Annotated in this window: 14 protein-coding genes; 7 read left to right on the plus strand and 7 right to left on the minus strand. The window is 63.8% G+C overall.

Annotation, left to right across the window (positions count from 1 at the left end; all coding sequences use genetic code 11):
• Positions 1-393: 393 nt before the first annotated feature.
• The 3 genes from V5738_RS03030 to V5738_RS03040 all read right to left on the minus strand — a co-directional run bounded on the left by V5738_RS03030 (position 394) and on the right by V5738_RS03040 (position 3,459).
• A complete protein-coding gene (locus V5738_RS03030) occupies positions 394-879 on the minus strand; it encodes a universal stress protein (protein ID WP_423822930.1) in 486 nt (161 codons plus the stop codon).
• A 443-nt stretch (positions 880-1,322) separates the two neighbouring features.
• Positions 1,323-2,420, minus strand: coding sequence for an aldo/keto reductase (locus V5738_RS03035; RefSeq protein ID WP_423822931.1), 1,098 nt, complete (start codon positions 2,418-2,420; stop codon positions 1,323-1,325).
• Positions 2,421-2,631: 211 nt separating this feature from the next.
• A complete protein-coding gene (locus V5738_RS03040) occupies positions 2,632-3,459 on the minus strand; it encodes a sulfurtransferase (RefSeq protein WP_423822932.1) in 828 nt (275 codons plus the stop codon).
• A 404-nt stretch (positions 3,460-3,863) separates the two neighbouring features.
• On the opposite strand from V5738_RS03040, the gene V5738_RS03045 reads away from it, so the two are divergent.
• On the plus strand, positions 3,864-4,649 hold the full coding sequence (locus V5738_RS03045) for an aldo/keto reductase (RefSeq protein ID WP_423824229.1): 786 nt from the start codon (positions 3,864-3,866) through the stop codon (positions 4,647-4,649).
• A gap of 408 nt (positions 4,650-5,057) precedes the next feature.
• Here the strand turns inward: V5738_RS03045 and V5738_RS03050 are convergent, their stop codons facing one another.
• Positions 5,058-6,047, minus strand: coding sequence for an NAD-dependent epimerase/dehydratase family protein (locus tag V5738_RS03050; protein WP_423822933.1), 990 nt, complete (start codon positions 6,045-6,047; stop codon positions 5,058-5,060).
• A 308-nt stretch (positions 6,048-6,355) separates the two neighbouring features.
• Here V5738_RS03050 and V5738_RS03055 point away from each other — a divergent pair, with 308 nt between their 5' ends.
• Entirely contained in the window at positions 6,356-6,646 is a 291-nt protein-coding gene (locus V5738_RS03055; protein ID WP_423822934.1) for a putative quinol monooxygenase, read from the plus strand.
• A 203-nt stretch (positions 6,647-6,849) separates the two neighbouring features.
• Positions 6,850-7,725, plus strand: a complete 876-nt coding sequence (locus V5738_RS03060; protein WP_423822935.1) for a LysR family transcriptional regulator — start codon at positions 6,850-6,852, stop codon at positions 7,723-7,725.
• 11 nt (positions 7,726-7,736) lie between these two features.
• Here the strand turns inward: V5738_RS03060 and V5738_RS03065 are convergent, their stop codons facing one another.
• Complete coding sequence (locus V5738_RS03065) at positions 7,737-8,258, minus strand: phenolic acid decarboxylase (protein WP_423822936.1); 522 nt, start codon at positions 8,256-8,258, stop codon at positions 7,737-7,739.
• Positions 8,259-8,394: 136 nt separating this feature from the next.
• A complete protein-coding gene (locus V5738_RS03070) occupies positions 8,395-9,291 on the minus strand; it encodes a LysR family transcriptional regulator (RefSeq protein ID WP_423822937.1) in 897 nt (298 codons plus the stop codon).
• A 282-nt stretch (positions 9,292-9,573) separates the two neighbouring features.
• On the opposite strand from V5738_RS03070, the gene V5738_RS03075 reads away from it, so the two are divergent.
• Both V5738_RS03075 and V5738_RS03080 read left to right on the plus strand, forming a co-directional pair.
• Positions 9,574-10,779 (plus strand): NAD(P)-dependent alcohol dehydrogenase, encoded by a 1,206-nt coding sequence (locus V5738_RS03075; protein WP_423822938.1) that lies wholly within the window; start codon positions 9,574-9,576, stop codon positions 10,777-10,779.
• A gap of 110 nt (positions 10,780-10,889) precedes the next feature.
• Positions 10,890-11,360 (plus strand): cyclophilin-like fold protein, encoded by a 471-nt coding sequence (locus V5738_RS03080; RefSeq protein ID WP_423822939.1) that lies wholly within the window; start codon positions 10,890-10,892, stop codon positions 11,358-11,360.
• A gap of 304 nt (positions 11,361-11,664) precedes the next feature.
• Here the strand turns inward: V5738_RS03080 and V5738_RS03085 are convergent, their stop codons facing one another.
• Positions 11,665-12,306, minus strand: a complete 642-nt coding sequence (locus V5738_RS03085) for an NADPH-dependent F420 reductase (RefSeq protein WP_423822940.1) — start codon at positions 12,304-12,306, stop codon at positions 11,665-11,667.
• Between the two features lie 484 nt (positions 12,307-12,790).
• On the opposite strand from V5738_RS03085, the gene hemG reads away from it, so the two are divergent.
• Positions 12,791-14,209 (plus strand): protoporphyrinogen oxidase, encoded by a 1,419-nt coding sequence (gene hemG / locus V5738_RS03090; RefSeq protein ID WP_423822941.1) that lies wholly within the window; start codon positions 12,791-12,793, stop codon positions 14,207-14,209.
• A gap of 641 nt (positions 14,210-14,850) precedes the next feature.
• Complete coding sequence (locus V5738_RS03095; RefSeq protein ID WP_423824230.1) at positions 14,851-15,342, plus strand: TIGR00645 family protein; 492 nt, start codon at positions 14,851-14,853, stop codon at positions 15,340-15,342.
• Positions 15,343-15,372 lie beyond the last annotated feature (30 nt).

Below are 15,372 nucleotides of genomic sequence, written 5' to 3' on the forward strand. Positions count from 1 at the left end.
CGTAGCCATGAGCGCTGAACATCGGGGATTCTGCCGAGCTGGGATAGTTTTAAAGCACGGCATCCACCCGCCGAATCGCGCATCGATTGGGCGCCCGATTCGGCCCGCGGTTTCGGCGTGGCCGTGCGTCCACTGTGTTCTGCGGGGCGTGCGCCGCTGCGTTCGTGACGCCTCGCCTGGCCGCCCCCGGTGTTCGTCAAAACCCGGCACGAAAGGCGAACCCAAAGGCCCTGCTGGGCGGTGCGTTGCTTCGACGAAGCCGAGGACTGGCCTAGCGACGGGCTACCGGTGTCAATCGTAGGCGCAGCCAGCGCTGTCGAAATGGGGGCACCGGCAGGGATATCAGCAACAACGCCCGATCGCGGTGGCTTGTCGCAGCGGCGATCTCGACAGCTAGAGAGTCAGCGCGTCGCGGCTGACGTCGTCGATCGGGCCGGCCGGATCCTGCGGCGGCTGTTGCCGGACGACCCAAACCGAGCGGCGGCTGTGTCGAACCACTTGGGCGGCGGTGCTGCCGAGTAGCACGTCCCAGTACACTGGGTTGTGTGAGGCCATGATGATCATGTCGACGTTGAAATGCTCGGCGCGGGCCACGATCGTGCGTGCGACCGGGCCGATGCGGACCTCGATATCCCAGCTGATGGGCTCGCCGAGCCATTGTTCGGCGATGCATTCGAGCTGCTCACGGGCCACGCCGCCGATATTGTTCAATTCGTCGACGCCGACAAACGGCAGTACGCCGACGGCGATTTCGGGAATGACGGTCAGCAGCAGGACATGGGTGGCTTCGGCATCAGCGATGCGATCGACTGCGCTGAAAATGCTTTCGAACACCGCTTCCTGATTGAGATCGAGTGGCACCAACAAGGTCTGCGACATGACGAGCGCCTGGAGGGGCTGGATGAGCCAGTGTCGCCCGGTATCCACGCCAGTGCTTGATTCGAATCAACTCGCCGCGTTTCGGCTGGCGTGGATGGTGCGCGAACCCGGCCATTGCAGCAGCGCCCGCACCTGTGGCCTATGCTCGCCGCGCGAACCGAGGCGCGGCACGCCCCTACCGGCTCATTTCGGGTACGTCCATGGGCGGGGCCGATCTCTGGCTTGCAACAGGGGTATGTACAGGCCCGGCCGATCGGTTGCGAATGGCCTGGGCTAAGCGGTAAGCCCCGGCCGGATCGCAGGCGGCGATCCGGCCGATGAGGACGGCGCTCGGTAGCTGCTGTCCAGCAACGGTTTTTTGAATAGTGACCGAGTGGCCGGCCACCGTCCGGGCGTGGTCGCTGTAGCAGGAATAGGCGTCCGCTAGCCGATCGGTGCGGCGTCTATGTCACCTTGCCGCTCAGCGGCGCATCCGAGCCTTCGCTGACCACCTGGCCGACCGCATGTTCGGCCTTGCCGACGAAACGTGTGCGCATGGCCTCACCGAAGTCGCCGTAGGGATAGCTTTTCTCGGGCTGCGGACGGCTTAGTTTTTCGAGCCGGTCGGTCATCTCGTCGTCTAGCGTCAGTGCGACTGCGCCGAGGTTGTCTTCGATATGCGCGACCGTACGCGCACCGCAGATCGGCGCCGTCACGCCGGGGCGGTCCATCAACCAGCTCAGGGCTACCTGGGATGGCGTAGCGCCGAGCGTATCGGCAATCTCGCTGACGGCATCGATGACCTTCCAGGCCCGATCGGTGCTGGCGAATTCGGCGATCGACCATTGCCACAGGGGGTTGTCCGAAGCGGCCCGGGTATTGGCCGGGGCCTGGGTATTGCGCTGGTATTTGCCGGTCAGCAGGCCGGCCGCCAGCGGCGACCAGGGCAGCAAGCCCATATCGTTATGCCGGGCGGCCGGTACGATCTCCCATTCGATCTCGCGCGACAGCAGGTTGTACTGCGGCTGCAACGACACCGGCACTGTCAGGCCCATGGCCTGGGCGGTCGAGGCCATGCGCTGAATTTCCCAGCCATTGAAGTTCGACAGGCCCACATAGTGGATCTTGCCGGCGCGAACTGCGTCGTCCAGAAACGCCAGGGTTTCTTCTATCGGCGTTAATGGATCGGTGCCGTGCAGCTGATAGAGATCGATCGTATCGACCTGCAGACGTTCGAGCGAGGCATTGAGCGCGCGATGCAGATAGCGGCGCGACAGGCCTTGGGCATTGACCGATTCGCCGGTGGGGTAGCGGCCTTTGGTGGCCAGCACCACGTGATCGGTGATCTCGCGCGGCCGGTCGGCCATCCAACGGCCGATGATCTGCTCGGCCATGCCATCGACATAAACATCCGAGGTGTCGATCAGATTGCCGCCCGCCTCGATGAACCGATCCATGATGGCGAAGGCCTCTTTTTCCGGCGTTTCGTTGCCGAAATACATACTGCCGAGGCCGAGTTTGGATACAGCCATGCCCGAGGGGCCCAGCGTTCGATATTGCATAAGGATTCCAATCGCTATGAAAACGTTGCGTCGTTCCGTTGTGCATGAACGGATCGTTAGCGTTGTATCAACGTAACGCTAAGCTGGGATGGGCGAAACCGGTACAACTACGGTGGCGCGAGCCATCTGTTGCGCCGGCCACGCGGGGCGGGCGCCGGACAACGACAGCTGCAACTGCGTTGCCAAGCGTCGACGATCGGGCGGGCAGCGATCAGGGCCCGGTGGCCACCGGGCGCGACGGATCGCTGCTCCAGGCACTCCAGGAGCCTGGGTATAGACGCGGCAGCGGGCGGCCGAGGATGGCGTAGGCCAAGATCAATTGGCAGGCACTCACGCCCGAGCCGCAGTAGCTGATCCTGGGGGCAGCGTCCGGTAGCGCCTCGGCGAGCTCGGCGTGGCCGAGAAAACACGACTCGGCATTCAGCAACGACGAGGCCGGGATATTCAATGCCCCTGGGATATGCCCGGCGGCCGGATCGATAGGCTCGTGCTCGCCACGAAAGCGCTCGCCGGCCCGGGCATCGAGCAGTACTGCATCGCCGCGGGCGACCTCGTCGGTGCTGGCGATCAGGTCGTCGTCGAACATCGGCTGCCAGTCGCTCGCGGTGGGCTCGCAAGCCGAGGTCTCTATGGGATAACCGCCATCGCGCCAGGCTGGCCAGCCGCCGTCGAGGACATGCACCGACGGGTGCCCTGCCCAGCGCAGCATCCACCAAGCCCGGGCGGCAGCCAGGGCGCCACCGGCATCGTCATAGACCACGACGGATTGTCGTGGGCTGATACCCCAGGTACGGAGTTGGGCGGCAAAGCGTGCCGGCTCCGGCAGCGGATGGCGGCCGCCCTGGTTTGACGGTGGTGCCGACAGTTCGCGATCCATATCGGCATGCTGGGCCCCCGGAATGTGGCCGTCTTGCCAGAGCCTGCAGCCGGCCTCGGCATCCTGCAGCCGGGCGCGGGCATCCAGCACCACGGTATTCGGGCGTTCGGCCAGCCAGTCCGCCAGGGTCGGCGCATCAATCAGTACATCGGTTCCGGGCATTGTGGTCACCATTGCGGCTTGACGTGGGTCGAGCGTGCCAGTCATATGAATACAGCAGCAATGCTGCGTAGGCAGCGGCCGGATCGGCGTCGATATCGATAGACACGGTGGTTCAAGCCGCGCTCGCAGACTGCCTGGATGCGGTCCGGCGGCCGCCACGTTGTTGGATCACCCATCGCGGCAGAAAACGTACAACGAGTCGGCCCGCGTTCCGCGTTGCCGGGCGCGGCGATGCCGATTCGCTACGCCAGGAGCCAGCTATGAACAGTACACGTCGTCGTTTTATGCAGTGGTCGGCCATGGCCTTCGCCGGGCTGGCTTGGCGACCGTTGGGGGCGCTGGCCGATACCGCTGCGGCCCAAACCGTAGCCCTGCGCGCCGGCCGTCAGGTGTCGGCGCTCGGCATGGGGTCCTGGCGCCTGGGGCAGGGCCGCCATCCCGATGCCCAGGAGATCGAAGCGCTGCGCACTGGTATCCGTGAGCATATGACGGTGATCGATACCGCGGAAATGTATGGCGGGGGCGCGGCCGAGCGCTTGATCGGGCGGGCGATTCAGGGCCGTCGGGATCAGGTGTATCTGGTATCCAAGGTATTACCGTCGAACGCGACCGCGGACGGCATTCCCGAAGCCTGCCGTGCCAGCCTTGAGCGCCTGAGCGTCGAGCGGCTCGATCTGTATCTGCTGCACTGGCGTGGCGGCAGTGATCTGAACGAGGTCGTGCCGGCTTTCGAGCAGCTCAAGCGCGACGGTTTGATTCGCGACTGGGGCGTATCGAACTTCGGCCTCGAGGACATGCAGCAGCTCTGGCAGGTGCCCGACGGCGATCGCTGTGTAGCCAATCAGGTGCTCTATAACCTCGACGAGCGTGGCATCGAATACGATCTTTTGCCCTGGTGTCGCGAGCATGAGGTCGCGGTCATGGCTTATTCGCCACTGGGCAGTGGTGAGCTGATCGACGATCCGACCCTGGCACAGATCGGCCAGCGGTATGGCGTGACCGGGCCCGCGGTCGCTCTGGCCTGGGCAATCCGCAGCGGCCAGGTGATCGCGATACCGGAATCCGGCACGCCGGCGCATATTCGCGAGGATGCCAAGGCCTTATCGCTGTCATTAAGCGAAGCCGATATCCGCGAACTCGATCACGCATTTCCGCCGCCCTCGCAGCACGAGCCGTTGTCGTTTCGCTAGGGCCTGTTGAGGTTTCGTTCGAGCGCTGCGTTGGCCTTTGCCGCGCGTGCCCTGGAAGGCGCGAGTCGTCGTGGCATGCCGCGCCTTCATCTCTTACGGACATGAAGCGCGGACTCAAAGCCGCCTGTGTATCGTTTTGTATCCGGCTGAGGGTTACGGATGCGCCACCTGGGGTTGCCGGGGATTCGTTATTGATGAACTGGTGCCGCTGCTTGATCGTCTAAGGGCATGAAATTCAATAATTCCATGCTTTGAGCCATTGGTTTGGGAGTGTTGAGGATTTGCCCATAGCGCGCATGGGACCGCGCGTGGTTGGGCCTTGAACGCGAAGCCTGCCCTGGCGCCAATTTGCCAGGACTCGTCTGCTTCGGCCGGTTTGTTCGAACCAGCCGAAGCAAAGAGCAGCGCTCAGCCGAACGGGTCCGACTTCAGCCATTGGCCGGTTTCGGCGATGGTGGTTGGGATATCACGCATCGCCACGCCCAGCGAGTCGCGGCGGGTGAAATCGAACCGGGTCGGCGGTTCGTTCGAGCGCGGGCTCGGGGCCGGCAGCGAGGCCTGTGGCGCCTGCTTGGCGAACTCGGCATAGATATCTGCCCAGTCGAGGCTTTCGTACATGGCGAAGTAACGCCCGCGGGCGTCGGGGCGTTCATAGGCGTTGACGAACAGCTTGGCCACATCGGCGACGTGGCTGACCGACATCGAGCCCTGGGGCACGGTCTCGTGTACGGCCTTGCCATCGCGAACGAGGGCGATGAGAAACCGGTGGCTGTCGCTGTCGAGGTGCTGTGGCAACACTGTCGGGCCCAGCATCATCGTGGGCAAAAACACACATAGCCGCATCTGGTGCTCGACACAGAAATCCTGTGCGGCGGTTTCCATGACGATCTTTTCGGCGGCGGTGAACTTGCCCTGGGCCATCTGATGTTCGGCATCGGACAGCGCCGTGGCTTCGGTCTTGATCGCCAGCGGGACCGGCGGATTGGTCGAGGAGGTCGAGGAACAGAGCATGACATGGCCGATGCCGGCTCTGGCGGCCGCGGCCAGTACGTTGAGGCAGCCGTTGCGCACCGGGCGCACGATCTCGTCGTAGCCGCGTGCACGGTCGAGCTCGCGAGCCGGCGTGCCGTCGGCGGCGCGGTAGATCGGTGGCAGGCAGGCGATGAATACGGCATCGCTGCCTGCCATGGCGGCATCGAAGCTATGGCTGTCGGCAGCATCTGCTGAGAACAGCGTCAGGCGTTGTGCTGCCCCGGGCAGGGCCATCAACCATCGTGTCTTGCTGGTGTCCTCGGCATCGCGCAGTGTGCCGTGGACATGGTAGCCCCGCTCGAGCGCTTCTTTAACGATATTCGAGCCGACCAGCCCGCTGGCGCCAGCAACCGTGATTTGTGTCATGTCGTGTCCCTGATGGTAACGATCGTCGGTGCGGCCAATGAAGCCGAGTAGCGCGATCGGAGTAGACGGCATTTGATTGCATGCTGCATTGATGCGGCCAGTCCTGGGAACGGGCTGGTGCATTGATTCGTGCCTGGATTGATACCTTGCCCCGCGGCCGTTGCCGCCCCAAATCGTGGCAGGCGAGGCGCGGGCTGCGGGCGTGCTTGGCTCAAGGCTCGTAACGCGGCCAGATGCGCTTGGGGGCGCAATCCTTGGTGCGGACTCGCATGAAACCTCGACACGCCCTAGAGGCCGGGAGTTTATTTATGTCTAAAGTATCTTGTGTGGCCGTCACCATGGCCAAATCCGGCCGCGAAGAGCAGGTTCGCGATGCGCTGGTCGAACTCGTGGCCTCGGTACGCGAGGAAGCGGGCTGTCTGCGCTATGAAATGCACCGCGACCTGGACAACCGGGCCCGTTTCGTCTGCATGGAGCTCTGGCAAGACCGGGAATCGTTCGATCGTCATTGCCAGGCGCCGCATATCATGGCGTATCTCAAGGCCCATGAGGACGACATCGAGTCGACCGAGTTCTCGCCGCTGGAAGTGCTGGCCTAACGTTTTGGCCCAGACCCGGGCCTGAAGTTGGCCTAAAGCCTATCGGGATGGCCCGCGTGCGCTGTGTTGGAGCCGCCGCTCGTGCCCGGCGGCTCCGGCGCGTGGCGGACCCGACAAGCCAACCGCCGGGGCGCCGCCGCGGGCCATGCTGCGCTCGGGCGGGTGTTTTTGCATGCCGCAGCGACAACTGATATGTCCTGACCATGCGTATACCGCGAACTTCTCTAGAGCAATGGCGGGTGTTGCAGGCGGTCGTGGATTGCGGCGGCTTTGCCCAGGCAGCGAGTACTTTAAACCGCAGCCAGTCGGCGATCAGTTATACGGTGGGCCGGCTGCAGGAGCGGGTAGGTGTCGAGCTGCTGACCATGACCGGGCGTAAGGCGTATTTGACCGAGGCCGGCCGCAGTCTATTGGCCGAGGCGGCGCCGTTGATCGAGGATCTGCTGCGCATCGAAGAGCGCGCCCAGTCCTTGGTTGGCGAACAGGTCGAGGTGCGGCTGCATGTCGACAGTATCTACCCGCGGGCGCGGCTGTTCGCGGCCTTGCGCGCGTTCACGGCAGCCTATCCGAATATCGACCTGGTGCTGCGCGAGGACGTGCATATCGATGCGCCGGCGCTAGACGATACCGCCTTCGATCTGGCGATTCTGGCAGCAGCGCCGGGGCGGCCCGATCATCGGCCGCTACTCGATATCGAAATGCTCGCGCTGGCCCGGCCCGATCATGTATTGCACCGACGCGCGGATGCCGGGCTGACCCCGGCCACGCTGGCGCGCCATCTTGGTGTCTCGATCGTGGGCGACGGCGCCGCTGCCCATACCGCCAGGCTAGCGCCGGCCAACGGCCGGGCCTGGCAAGTCAACACCCTGGAGGCGGCCGTAGAAGCGGTCGCCAGCGGTCTGTGCTGGGGGTGGTTGCCGGCCCACTTGGCCGCGCCCTATCTGGAATCGGGCGAGCTGACGGCGTTGCGGCTGGTCGGCTCGAATCAACGGCCGATTCCGCTGGCGCTGTGCTATGCCGACGAGGCCCGGGCCGGGCCGGCGACCCACGCGCTCGCCCAGCAGCTGCTTAGCGCCTGAGCGCCGGGCTCTCAGTTGCGGCGTGCTGCATAGCCTTCGGGCAACTCCGACGGCGCCTCGGCGATCACGCTCTCATCGTCGGCCTGGCAGGTTTTCAGGAACGTGATGCTGGCGAATTCGTCGATTACCAGCTGCGGATAGGTCGGCCCGGCGTCGCGGTAGTTGCGCATGGCATCCAGATGTTCGTTCTGGAAGCAGACCGTTTTTTCCGGAGCCTCGGCGATCCAGCGCGGGAAGAAAATGATGCCGTGTAGATGGCGTTCGACGACGTTAACCGCCACGCTAACCGAGGTGCCGGTCGGTTCGTGCCAGGAGATTTTGCAGACCTCGTCGGCCAGCCGCACGATATGGGCCGCCTGGTCGCGTACCCAGCGGCCACCGACCATGCCGCTGTGAATGCGATAGTCGATGGTATGGGCGTTTTTGATATACATCTCGTATTGCCAGCCGTTGTCATAGGTATAGATGAAATGGCGGCCCACGAAATGGGTCAGTTCTTCGGGGTGGGTCGATTCGAAGGATTCGTTGTTCATGCCGAGCTCCTGTGGATGGCTTCGGCTTCGATCATCGGCTACGAACCTATCGAAAAAAAGCGTTTTTTTTGGCGTTTTTATATCGAATTTTTCGATGTGTAGTGGCGGCACTGGCGACGCCAGGCTCGATAAAAACTCAGGCGGTTTCGTGTAGTGCTTCTAGCACGGCCTGGAACGCCGAGGACGGCCGCAGGCGCATCGGATAGTACAGATGAAAGCCCGGGAAGTAGGGGCAGTAATCTTCGAGGCAGAGTTTGAGCGCCCCCGAGGCCAGATACGGAGCGGCCAGCTGCTCGGGCACCAGCGCCAGGCCGAGGCCGTCGGTCGCGGCTAGCATCACCGGGCGGATCGTATTGAAGCAGGCCTGGCCGCGCACCTTGACCCGGATTTCGTTGCCATTGGCGTTTTCGAACTCCCAGGCATACAGCGCGCCGTGGGTGGATAAGCGCAGATTGATGCACTCATGCTCGGCCAGCTCGTGCGGGGTTTCCGGCACGCCGGCACGGTCCAGATATTCCGGCGCCCCGACACAGACCATGCGTTCGTCGGCGCCGACGCGCATCGAAATCATGCCGTCGCTGACCTGTTCGCCGTAGCGCACGCCGGCATCGCACTGGGCATCGGCCAGATCCGTATAGCCATAGTCCATTACGAACTCGAGATGGATCGCGGGATATTGCTTGAGCACCGGGGCGAGCTTGGGCCAGAGCAGCTCCTCGATCGCATAGTCGGTGGCCGCGATTCGGACCATGCCGGTCGGTTCGTCGTGCGCCTCGTTCAGCGCCTTGAGCGAGGCTTCGATCTTGTCGAAGCAGGGGGTCAACGTCGCCAGCAGATTCTCGCCGGCCAGGGTCGGGGCCACGGAGCGGGTGGTGCGGGTCAGCAGCCGCAGACCCAGGCGTTGCTCCAGGGCCTTGACCGCATGGCTGAGTGCCGACTGAGACACATTCAGTCGAGCCGCGGCGCGCGTGAAGCTTTTTTCTTCGGCTACGGCAGCGAGGACGATCAGGTCGTTGATGTTGTCGCGGAGCATGGCGAGCCTAAGTCGGCGAAATGGATGTGACCCGTGCCTGCCAGAGTACGTGTGGCCGCCGGCGACGCATAGCGATGGCGCGATCGCGACCAGGCCGAACGGTGTACTGCGATGCCCCGGGAAACCGGGCAAGGGGGCGGCCGGTGCCGCTTGTGATTAATGAACGAAAGTCATTATTACTGTGCGCTAGGCCGAGTTTTTTCTTGGGTAGTCGCGCGCGATCATGAGCGCATACGGCCATGCGCGGTTGTGTGTCTGGCCGACAGCCCACGAGGAACTGTGATGTGCCGGTTTCATGATTCAGAAGTCGAACTCTTAAGCCGCGATGGTCGGCGCCGACGCGCGCTGCTGCAGGCCGGTACCGCGCTGGCGGCGGCCCCGCTGGCGGCCTCGATGTTTGCCCGCACGGCCCAAGCCCAGAAGACCGAACAGCCGGCCGATACTGCCCGGTCGGTTCAGGCCTGGGCGGCTTTCGACGATAGCGGCGATTTCGCGCCGCATACGATCAGCCGGCGCGCGCCCGGCCGCAACGATGTCGTTATCGATATTTTATACAGCTCGATCTGTCATTCCGATATCCATACTGTGAGAGCGGATTGGGGCAGGCCCCACTATCCGGTCGTACCCGGCCACGAAATGATCGGCCGCGTGGTGGCCACCGGCGCCGATGTGGTCAAGTTTCGCGAAGGCGATACGGCCGGCGTCGGCACAATGGTCGACAGCTGTGGCGTTTGTGCCCATTGCGTGGCCGATCTCGAACAGCACTGCTTAAACGGGGCGACCTTCACCTACGACTCGCCGGATCCGGTCTCGGGGGGCGTGACTTACGGCGGCTATTCGAAGCGCATCGTAGTCGATGAAGACTATGTCCTGCGTATCCCGCCGGGGCTGGATCTGGCCGGTGCTGCGCCATTGCTATGTGCCGGCATTACCACGTTCTCGCCGCTCAATACCTGGCATCTCGAGCCGGGCCAGCGGTTCGCCGTGATCGGCATGGGCGGGCTTGGCCACTTGGCGGTAAAACTGGCTGCCGCGAAGGGCGCCGAAGTCACGGTGTTCACTACCAGCCAAGACAAGCTCGCGGATGCCAAACGTTTCGGCGCGGCCGAGGCGTATCTCTGGTCGCCGGAGCAAGGCATCGACGGCCGGCCCGGCCGCTTTGATCTGATGCTGTCGACCGTACCGGAAAGCTACTCGATGCAGCCGTTCCTGAATATGTTGACGCTGGGCAAGACGTTGGTGAATGTCGGTGCCCTCGGGCCGCTCGAAGGCCCGAGCGGTATCATGCTGAGTATGGGCCGTCAGAACCTGGGCGGTTCCTTGACCGGCGGTATCGCCGAAACACAACGTCTAATCGACTTCGCAGCGCATAAAGGCATTGCTGCCGAATACGAGATGATCGCGCCCAGCGAGATCACCGCCGCCTGTCAGCGGGTCGTGGACAAACAGGCCAGGTATCGCTATGTCATCGACATGAGCCGTGCTTGAACGGCCATGCAGGGCCGTCAAATAATGTTGGTGGGCTAGGCGATATCACGCGTGGTTGATCTGCTTGCGACCAAGCCCGAGCGGTGCGCCAAGCCAGGGAGCGAATCACAATGACCGTACGTATAGCCGTGGCTTCGCTTGCAGCCGCGACATGGACGGCCGCGCTGTTTCTAGCCGGGCCCGCGGCGGCCGACAACACGAATGCCGACCCAAAGGATAACCACGCCATGACCGAGATCGAAGTGACCGTCGACGGACAGGTTCTGCACGCCACGCTCGATGACAGCGTCGCTGCCAAAGATTTTGCGGCGATGCTACCGCTGGAGCTGACGCTCACCGATTTTCACGGTATCGAGAAAGTCGCCGACCTGCCGCGCAAGCTGGATACCAGCAGTGCCCCGGCAAGCTACAGGCCCGACACGGGCGATATCACGCTGTATGCGCCCTGGGGCAATCTCGCGATCTTCTACAAGCCGTTCCAGGAATCCCGCGGTCTGGTCCGGCTGGGCGAATTCGACGGGGCGATCGATGCCCTAATCCAGGACGGCGAGACCCCGATCCGCATCGAACAGGCCGACTGAGCTGCTTCGACATATAGGCTGCGGCCAATTCGCCCGCTCGGTAACCACGGCCTGCCCGAGCGACCGCCCTGTCCGAGAATGCTAGCGACCGAGTCGTTGCCATCGTTGGCGCGGCAGCGCGAGGCGAGTGCTGGCGGCCTGGCCGCCACAGGCGCCCAACACCTGCTCGCTACGCGCGGTCAGGATTGGCGTGATGTGGTCGTGAGCGATCTCGCTGCCACAGGCGGCCCGCCAGGAGGAGGGCCAAGGATGGCCAGAAGCAGGGGGATACCGCGAGCCAGCCTGCCCGCGGGGCGGGCGATGCTCAGCCGCCGAGCTTGGCGAAGCGGTAGGTCAGCGCCGGGCCACCGGGTTGGCCGTAGGCCAGTTCGGCAGTGACCATGGCAAACGGCTCGACGAAGCGTGCCGTGTGTTGGCCACCGGCTTCCAGCGGTTCGAAGCCGATGTCGCGGATCAGGCCATAGGCGAGTTCTTTGGCGCCCGCGTCGTCGCCGTACACGAGCAGATTCGGAGGCGTTTCGTCGCTGTTCTTGCGGGCAAAAACCGGTTCGAAACTTTCCGACGGGGTGGTGTTGAAGCAGGCTACCCAGCGTGCCTTGGGGCGCATCTCGGCCAGCGTCTCGGCGCCCGAACTGTGGGTGCCGACCACCAGTTCGCTATTGCGGGCATTGAGCGGCACGCAACAGTTCAAAACAACCTGGTCTGCCAGGTCGCCGGCCTGAGCCAGTACATCGTCGACCCGGGACCAGTGCACGGCCAGCAGCACCGCGTCCGCGCCGGCAACGGCCTCAGCCACCGAGCCGTGGGCGCCGCCGCTGTCCTGGGCCAGGCGCGCCAGCTTAGACTCGTTGCGCGAATAAGCGAACACCACCTCGTGACCGCAGGCGGCCCACAGCTGTCCTAGCTTGGCCCCCATAAGGCCCGATCCAAGAATGCCGATCTTCATTGCCCTGTCCTTTTTCGTCGATTCGTAGGCTGGCTCGTATCCCGGCGGGCGGTCTGTGCCGGGCCTGTATCCGGAACCTGCAGCGGTAGCGTCATCGTGGGTCGAGACCGCCGCGCAGGCGAGACCCACGATGACCCAGGCCCGCGGCCTTAAGAGTATGGGGCACAGCCGCAGACTATGCCTTGGCTCGAGCATGCTGTGCGGTCTGCGCCGGTGTCTATCATTCCAGCAGGCGCGCAACGCACGATCCCTTGGCTGATACGCCATACCGGGTTCAATATGCGTCACGAAAACAATCGTCTTCGGTTGTTCTCCGAGCCTGGCCGCAGGCCATGTTCACAAAAAAAGATCACGGATGTGCGTCGACCTGGGCAATGCATGCTGGCCGCATGGTCTCGGCGGTCGACTCGGTCGCGGCGTAAGGGTGAGACCAGGCCTGGCAGGCGCTTATACTGAGTCGCAGATCCAACGAGCAGGGCGCGTCATGTCCGAGGCCGGCGAGCGAGATACGGAAGCGACGGGTACGGCGACCAGCGTGCTGGATGCGCTGGTGATCGGCGCCGGGGCCACTGGTCTGGCGACCGCCTGGTCGCTGGCCCGCTCCGGGCGCTCGGTTGCGGTGCTCGAGGCGTCGTCGCAGATTGGTGGCAATCTGCGTACCGAGCACGATGGCGACTGGCAGATCGAGCATGGCCCGAACACGGTGATCATGAAGCCGCCGCTCTATGCCTTGCTCGATGAGTTGTCGCTGTTGGACGAGGCGCTGCCGGCCAATCCTGCCAGCAGCAAACGCTTCATTGCGCTCGATGGGCAGCCGGTGGCTCTGCCGAACCGGCTCTGGAAAGCCCCGGGCAATGCGCTGCTTGGCTGGTCGGCCTGGGGCGGGCTGCTGCGCGAACCCTTCGTACGGCGTGGCCCCCAAGACGACGAAAGCCTGGCGGCGTTCGTGCGACGCCGCCTGGGCCAGCGGGTTCTCGATCGATTGGTCGATCCATTCGTATCCGGGGTCTATGCCGGCGATCCTCAGCGGCTTTCAGCCAAGGCGGCCATGCCACGGCTGGTGGAACTCGAGCGAGCGCATGGATCGTTGATTCGCGGCGGCCTGGCCCGGGCGTTCGCAGCACGCCGACAGCCCCCAGCCATGCCGCGTGAATGGCGGGGTACGCTGTTCAGCTTTTCGCAGGGCCTACAGCGATTGGCGGACCGGCTGGGCGAGGCGATCGTTGCCAGGCCCAATGCGCGCTTGGCCTGCGATCGTCGTATCGAGCGCATCGAGCGCGCTGGCAACGGCTGGGTAGCCGAAGACCATACCGGCCAGCGCTGGCAGGCCCGTCATTTGGTGATGACCGTGCCGGCCCATGTCGCGGCCGCCTTGTTGGCGCGCCACGATTCAAAGCTGGCCGAGCTGCTAGCTGCGATCGTGTATCCGCCGGTGAGCGTGGTTTCCTTGGGATTTCGCCAATCCGATATCGGGCATCCCTTGGATGGATTCGGCCTGTTGCTGCCCCGGATCGAACAACGCAAGACCCTCGGAGTACTGTTTCCTTCGACGCTGTTCGCCGGCCGGGCGCCGGCGGGGCATCATTTGCTCAATGTATTCCTGGGGGGACGCCAGTCGCCGGAGGTGGCCGAGCAGGACGATTCGGCCCTGTTCGAGCAGGCACTGACCGATCTGAGCGATCTGCTGACGATTCGTGGCGAGCCGGTATGGCAGCGGGTGGTGCGCTGGCCGCGAGCGATCCCGCAGTATGAAACCGGTCATCTGGATCGGTTGGCAGCGATCGACACCGCGCTAAAGGCGCATGCCGGGCTTTGGCTGGCCGGCAACTGGCGCGACGGCGTCGCAGTCGGCGACTGTCTGGAAAACGGCCGTCGTCTCGGCGAGACGATCGCCCTGCGATAACGCTTTCAAGCCGTGCAAGGCCAAGCGGAACTCGAAAAAACGCCGGGCTTGTCTGCATGGGCGCTCGACTGCGTGACTGGATAACGGTAGCGCGCGGCGGTTTCGCTCAGCCGAGGTCGATATTTACATGTGTAGCGTTGGCGTTCGTGCAGCGGAGCCAGCCAGACGTGAATCGCCGTAGCCGGCAGCCTAGAGACGACAAACGCAGGACATGAGGGACAGCCCAAACCCAAGACCATCCGCCGCTCCGCAACGCAAGCTCGGCTATCCCGCGTTCCGAGCCCATAGGCCGGCACAGCCTGCTCGAGGCCGCGTCGGAGCGCCGCGTTGCCGCCCCAAATCGTGACGGGCCAGGCGCGAGCCGTCGGTTCTGGCGTGCCCGATCGAGGCGCGTCACGCGGCTCGACGCGCTTAGCGGCACAACCGTTCGAAACAACGGCTGTTCGGCCGTAATCCCGCGTTGCCGATCACGAACGCCGCACCACGACGCCGCACTCGCGGCGCCTCGGCTTGCCGCCCAAGCGCCCGTGGCACGGACTCGCGCGAAATCTCAACACGCCCTAGTCTAATCGGGCGTTCGAGCACGTCTCGGCGTCTGGATATGAACACCATAGGAGAACGGCGTGTCGGTGGGTAAGCGTATCGAAACGTGGATGGAGCGGTTGATCTATGCCTCGCGCTGGGTGCTGGCACCGATCTATCTGGGGCTGAGCCTGGCGTTGCTGGCTCTGGGCATCAAATTCTTTCAAGAAATCCTGCACGTCCTGCCGCATATTCTGGAGATCAAGGAAACCGATCTGGTGCTGTTGGTACTCACCTTGATCGATCTGGCCCTGGTGGGCGGGCTGATCGTGATGGTGATGCTGTCCAGCTATGAGAGCTTCGTCTCGCGGCTGAATCTGGCCTCGGATTCCGACAAGCTCGATTGGCTGGGCCGGATGGATTACACCAGCCTCAAGAACAAGGTGGCCTCGTCGATCGTAGCGATTTCATCGATTCATCTGCTCAAGGTGTTCATGAATACGCCCAATGTGGCTGAGTCCAACCTGCTGTGGTACGTCGTGATCCATATCACGTTCGTGGTCTCGGCTTTTGCGATGGGCATGCTGGACAAGCTAACCCGGCATCATTAGCGCCATCGGCCGACCGGAGGCGGCGATGCG

Origin of the sequence: Salinisphaera sp. SPP-AMP-43 (genome assembly GCF_049568105.1) — a bacterium.
Taxonomy (GTDB): Bacteria; Pseudomonadota; Gammaproteobacteria; order Nevskiales; family Salinisphaeraceae; genus Salinisphaera.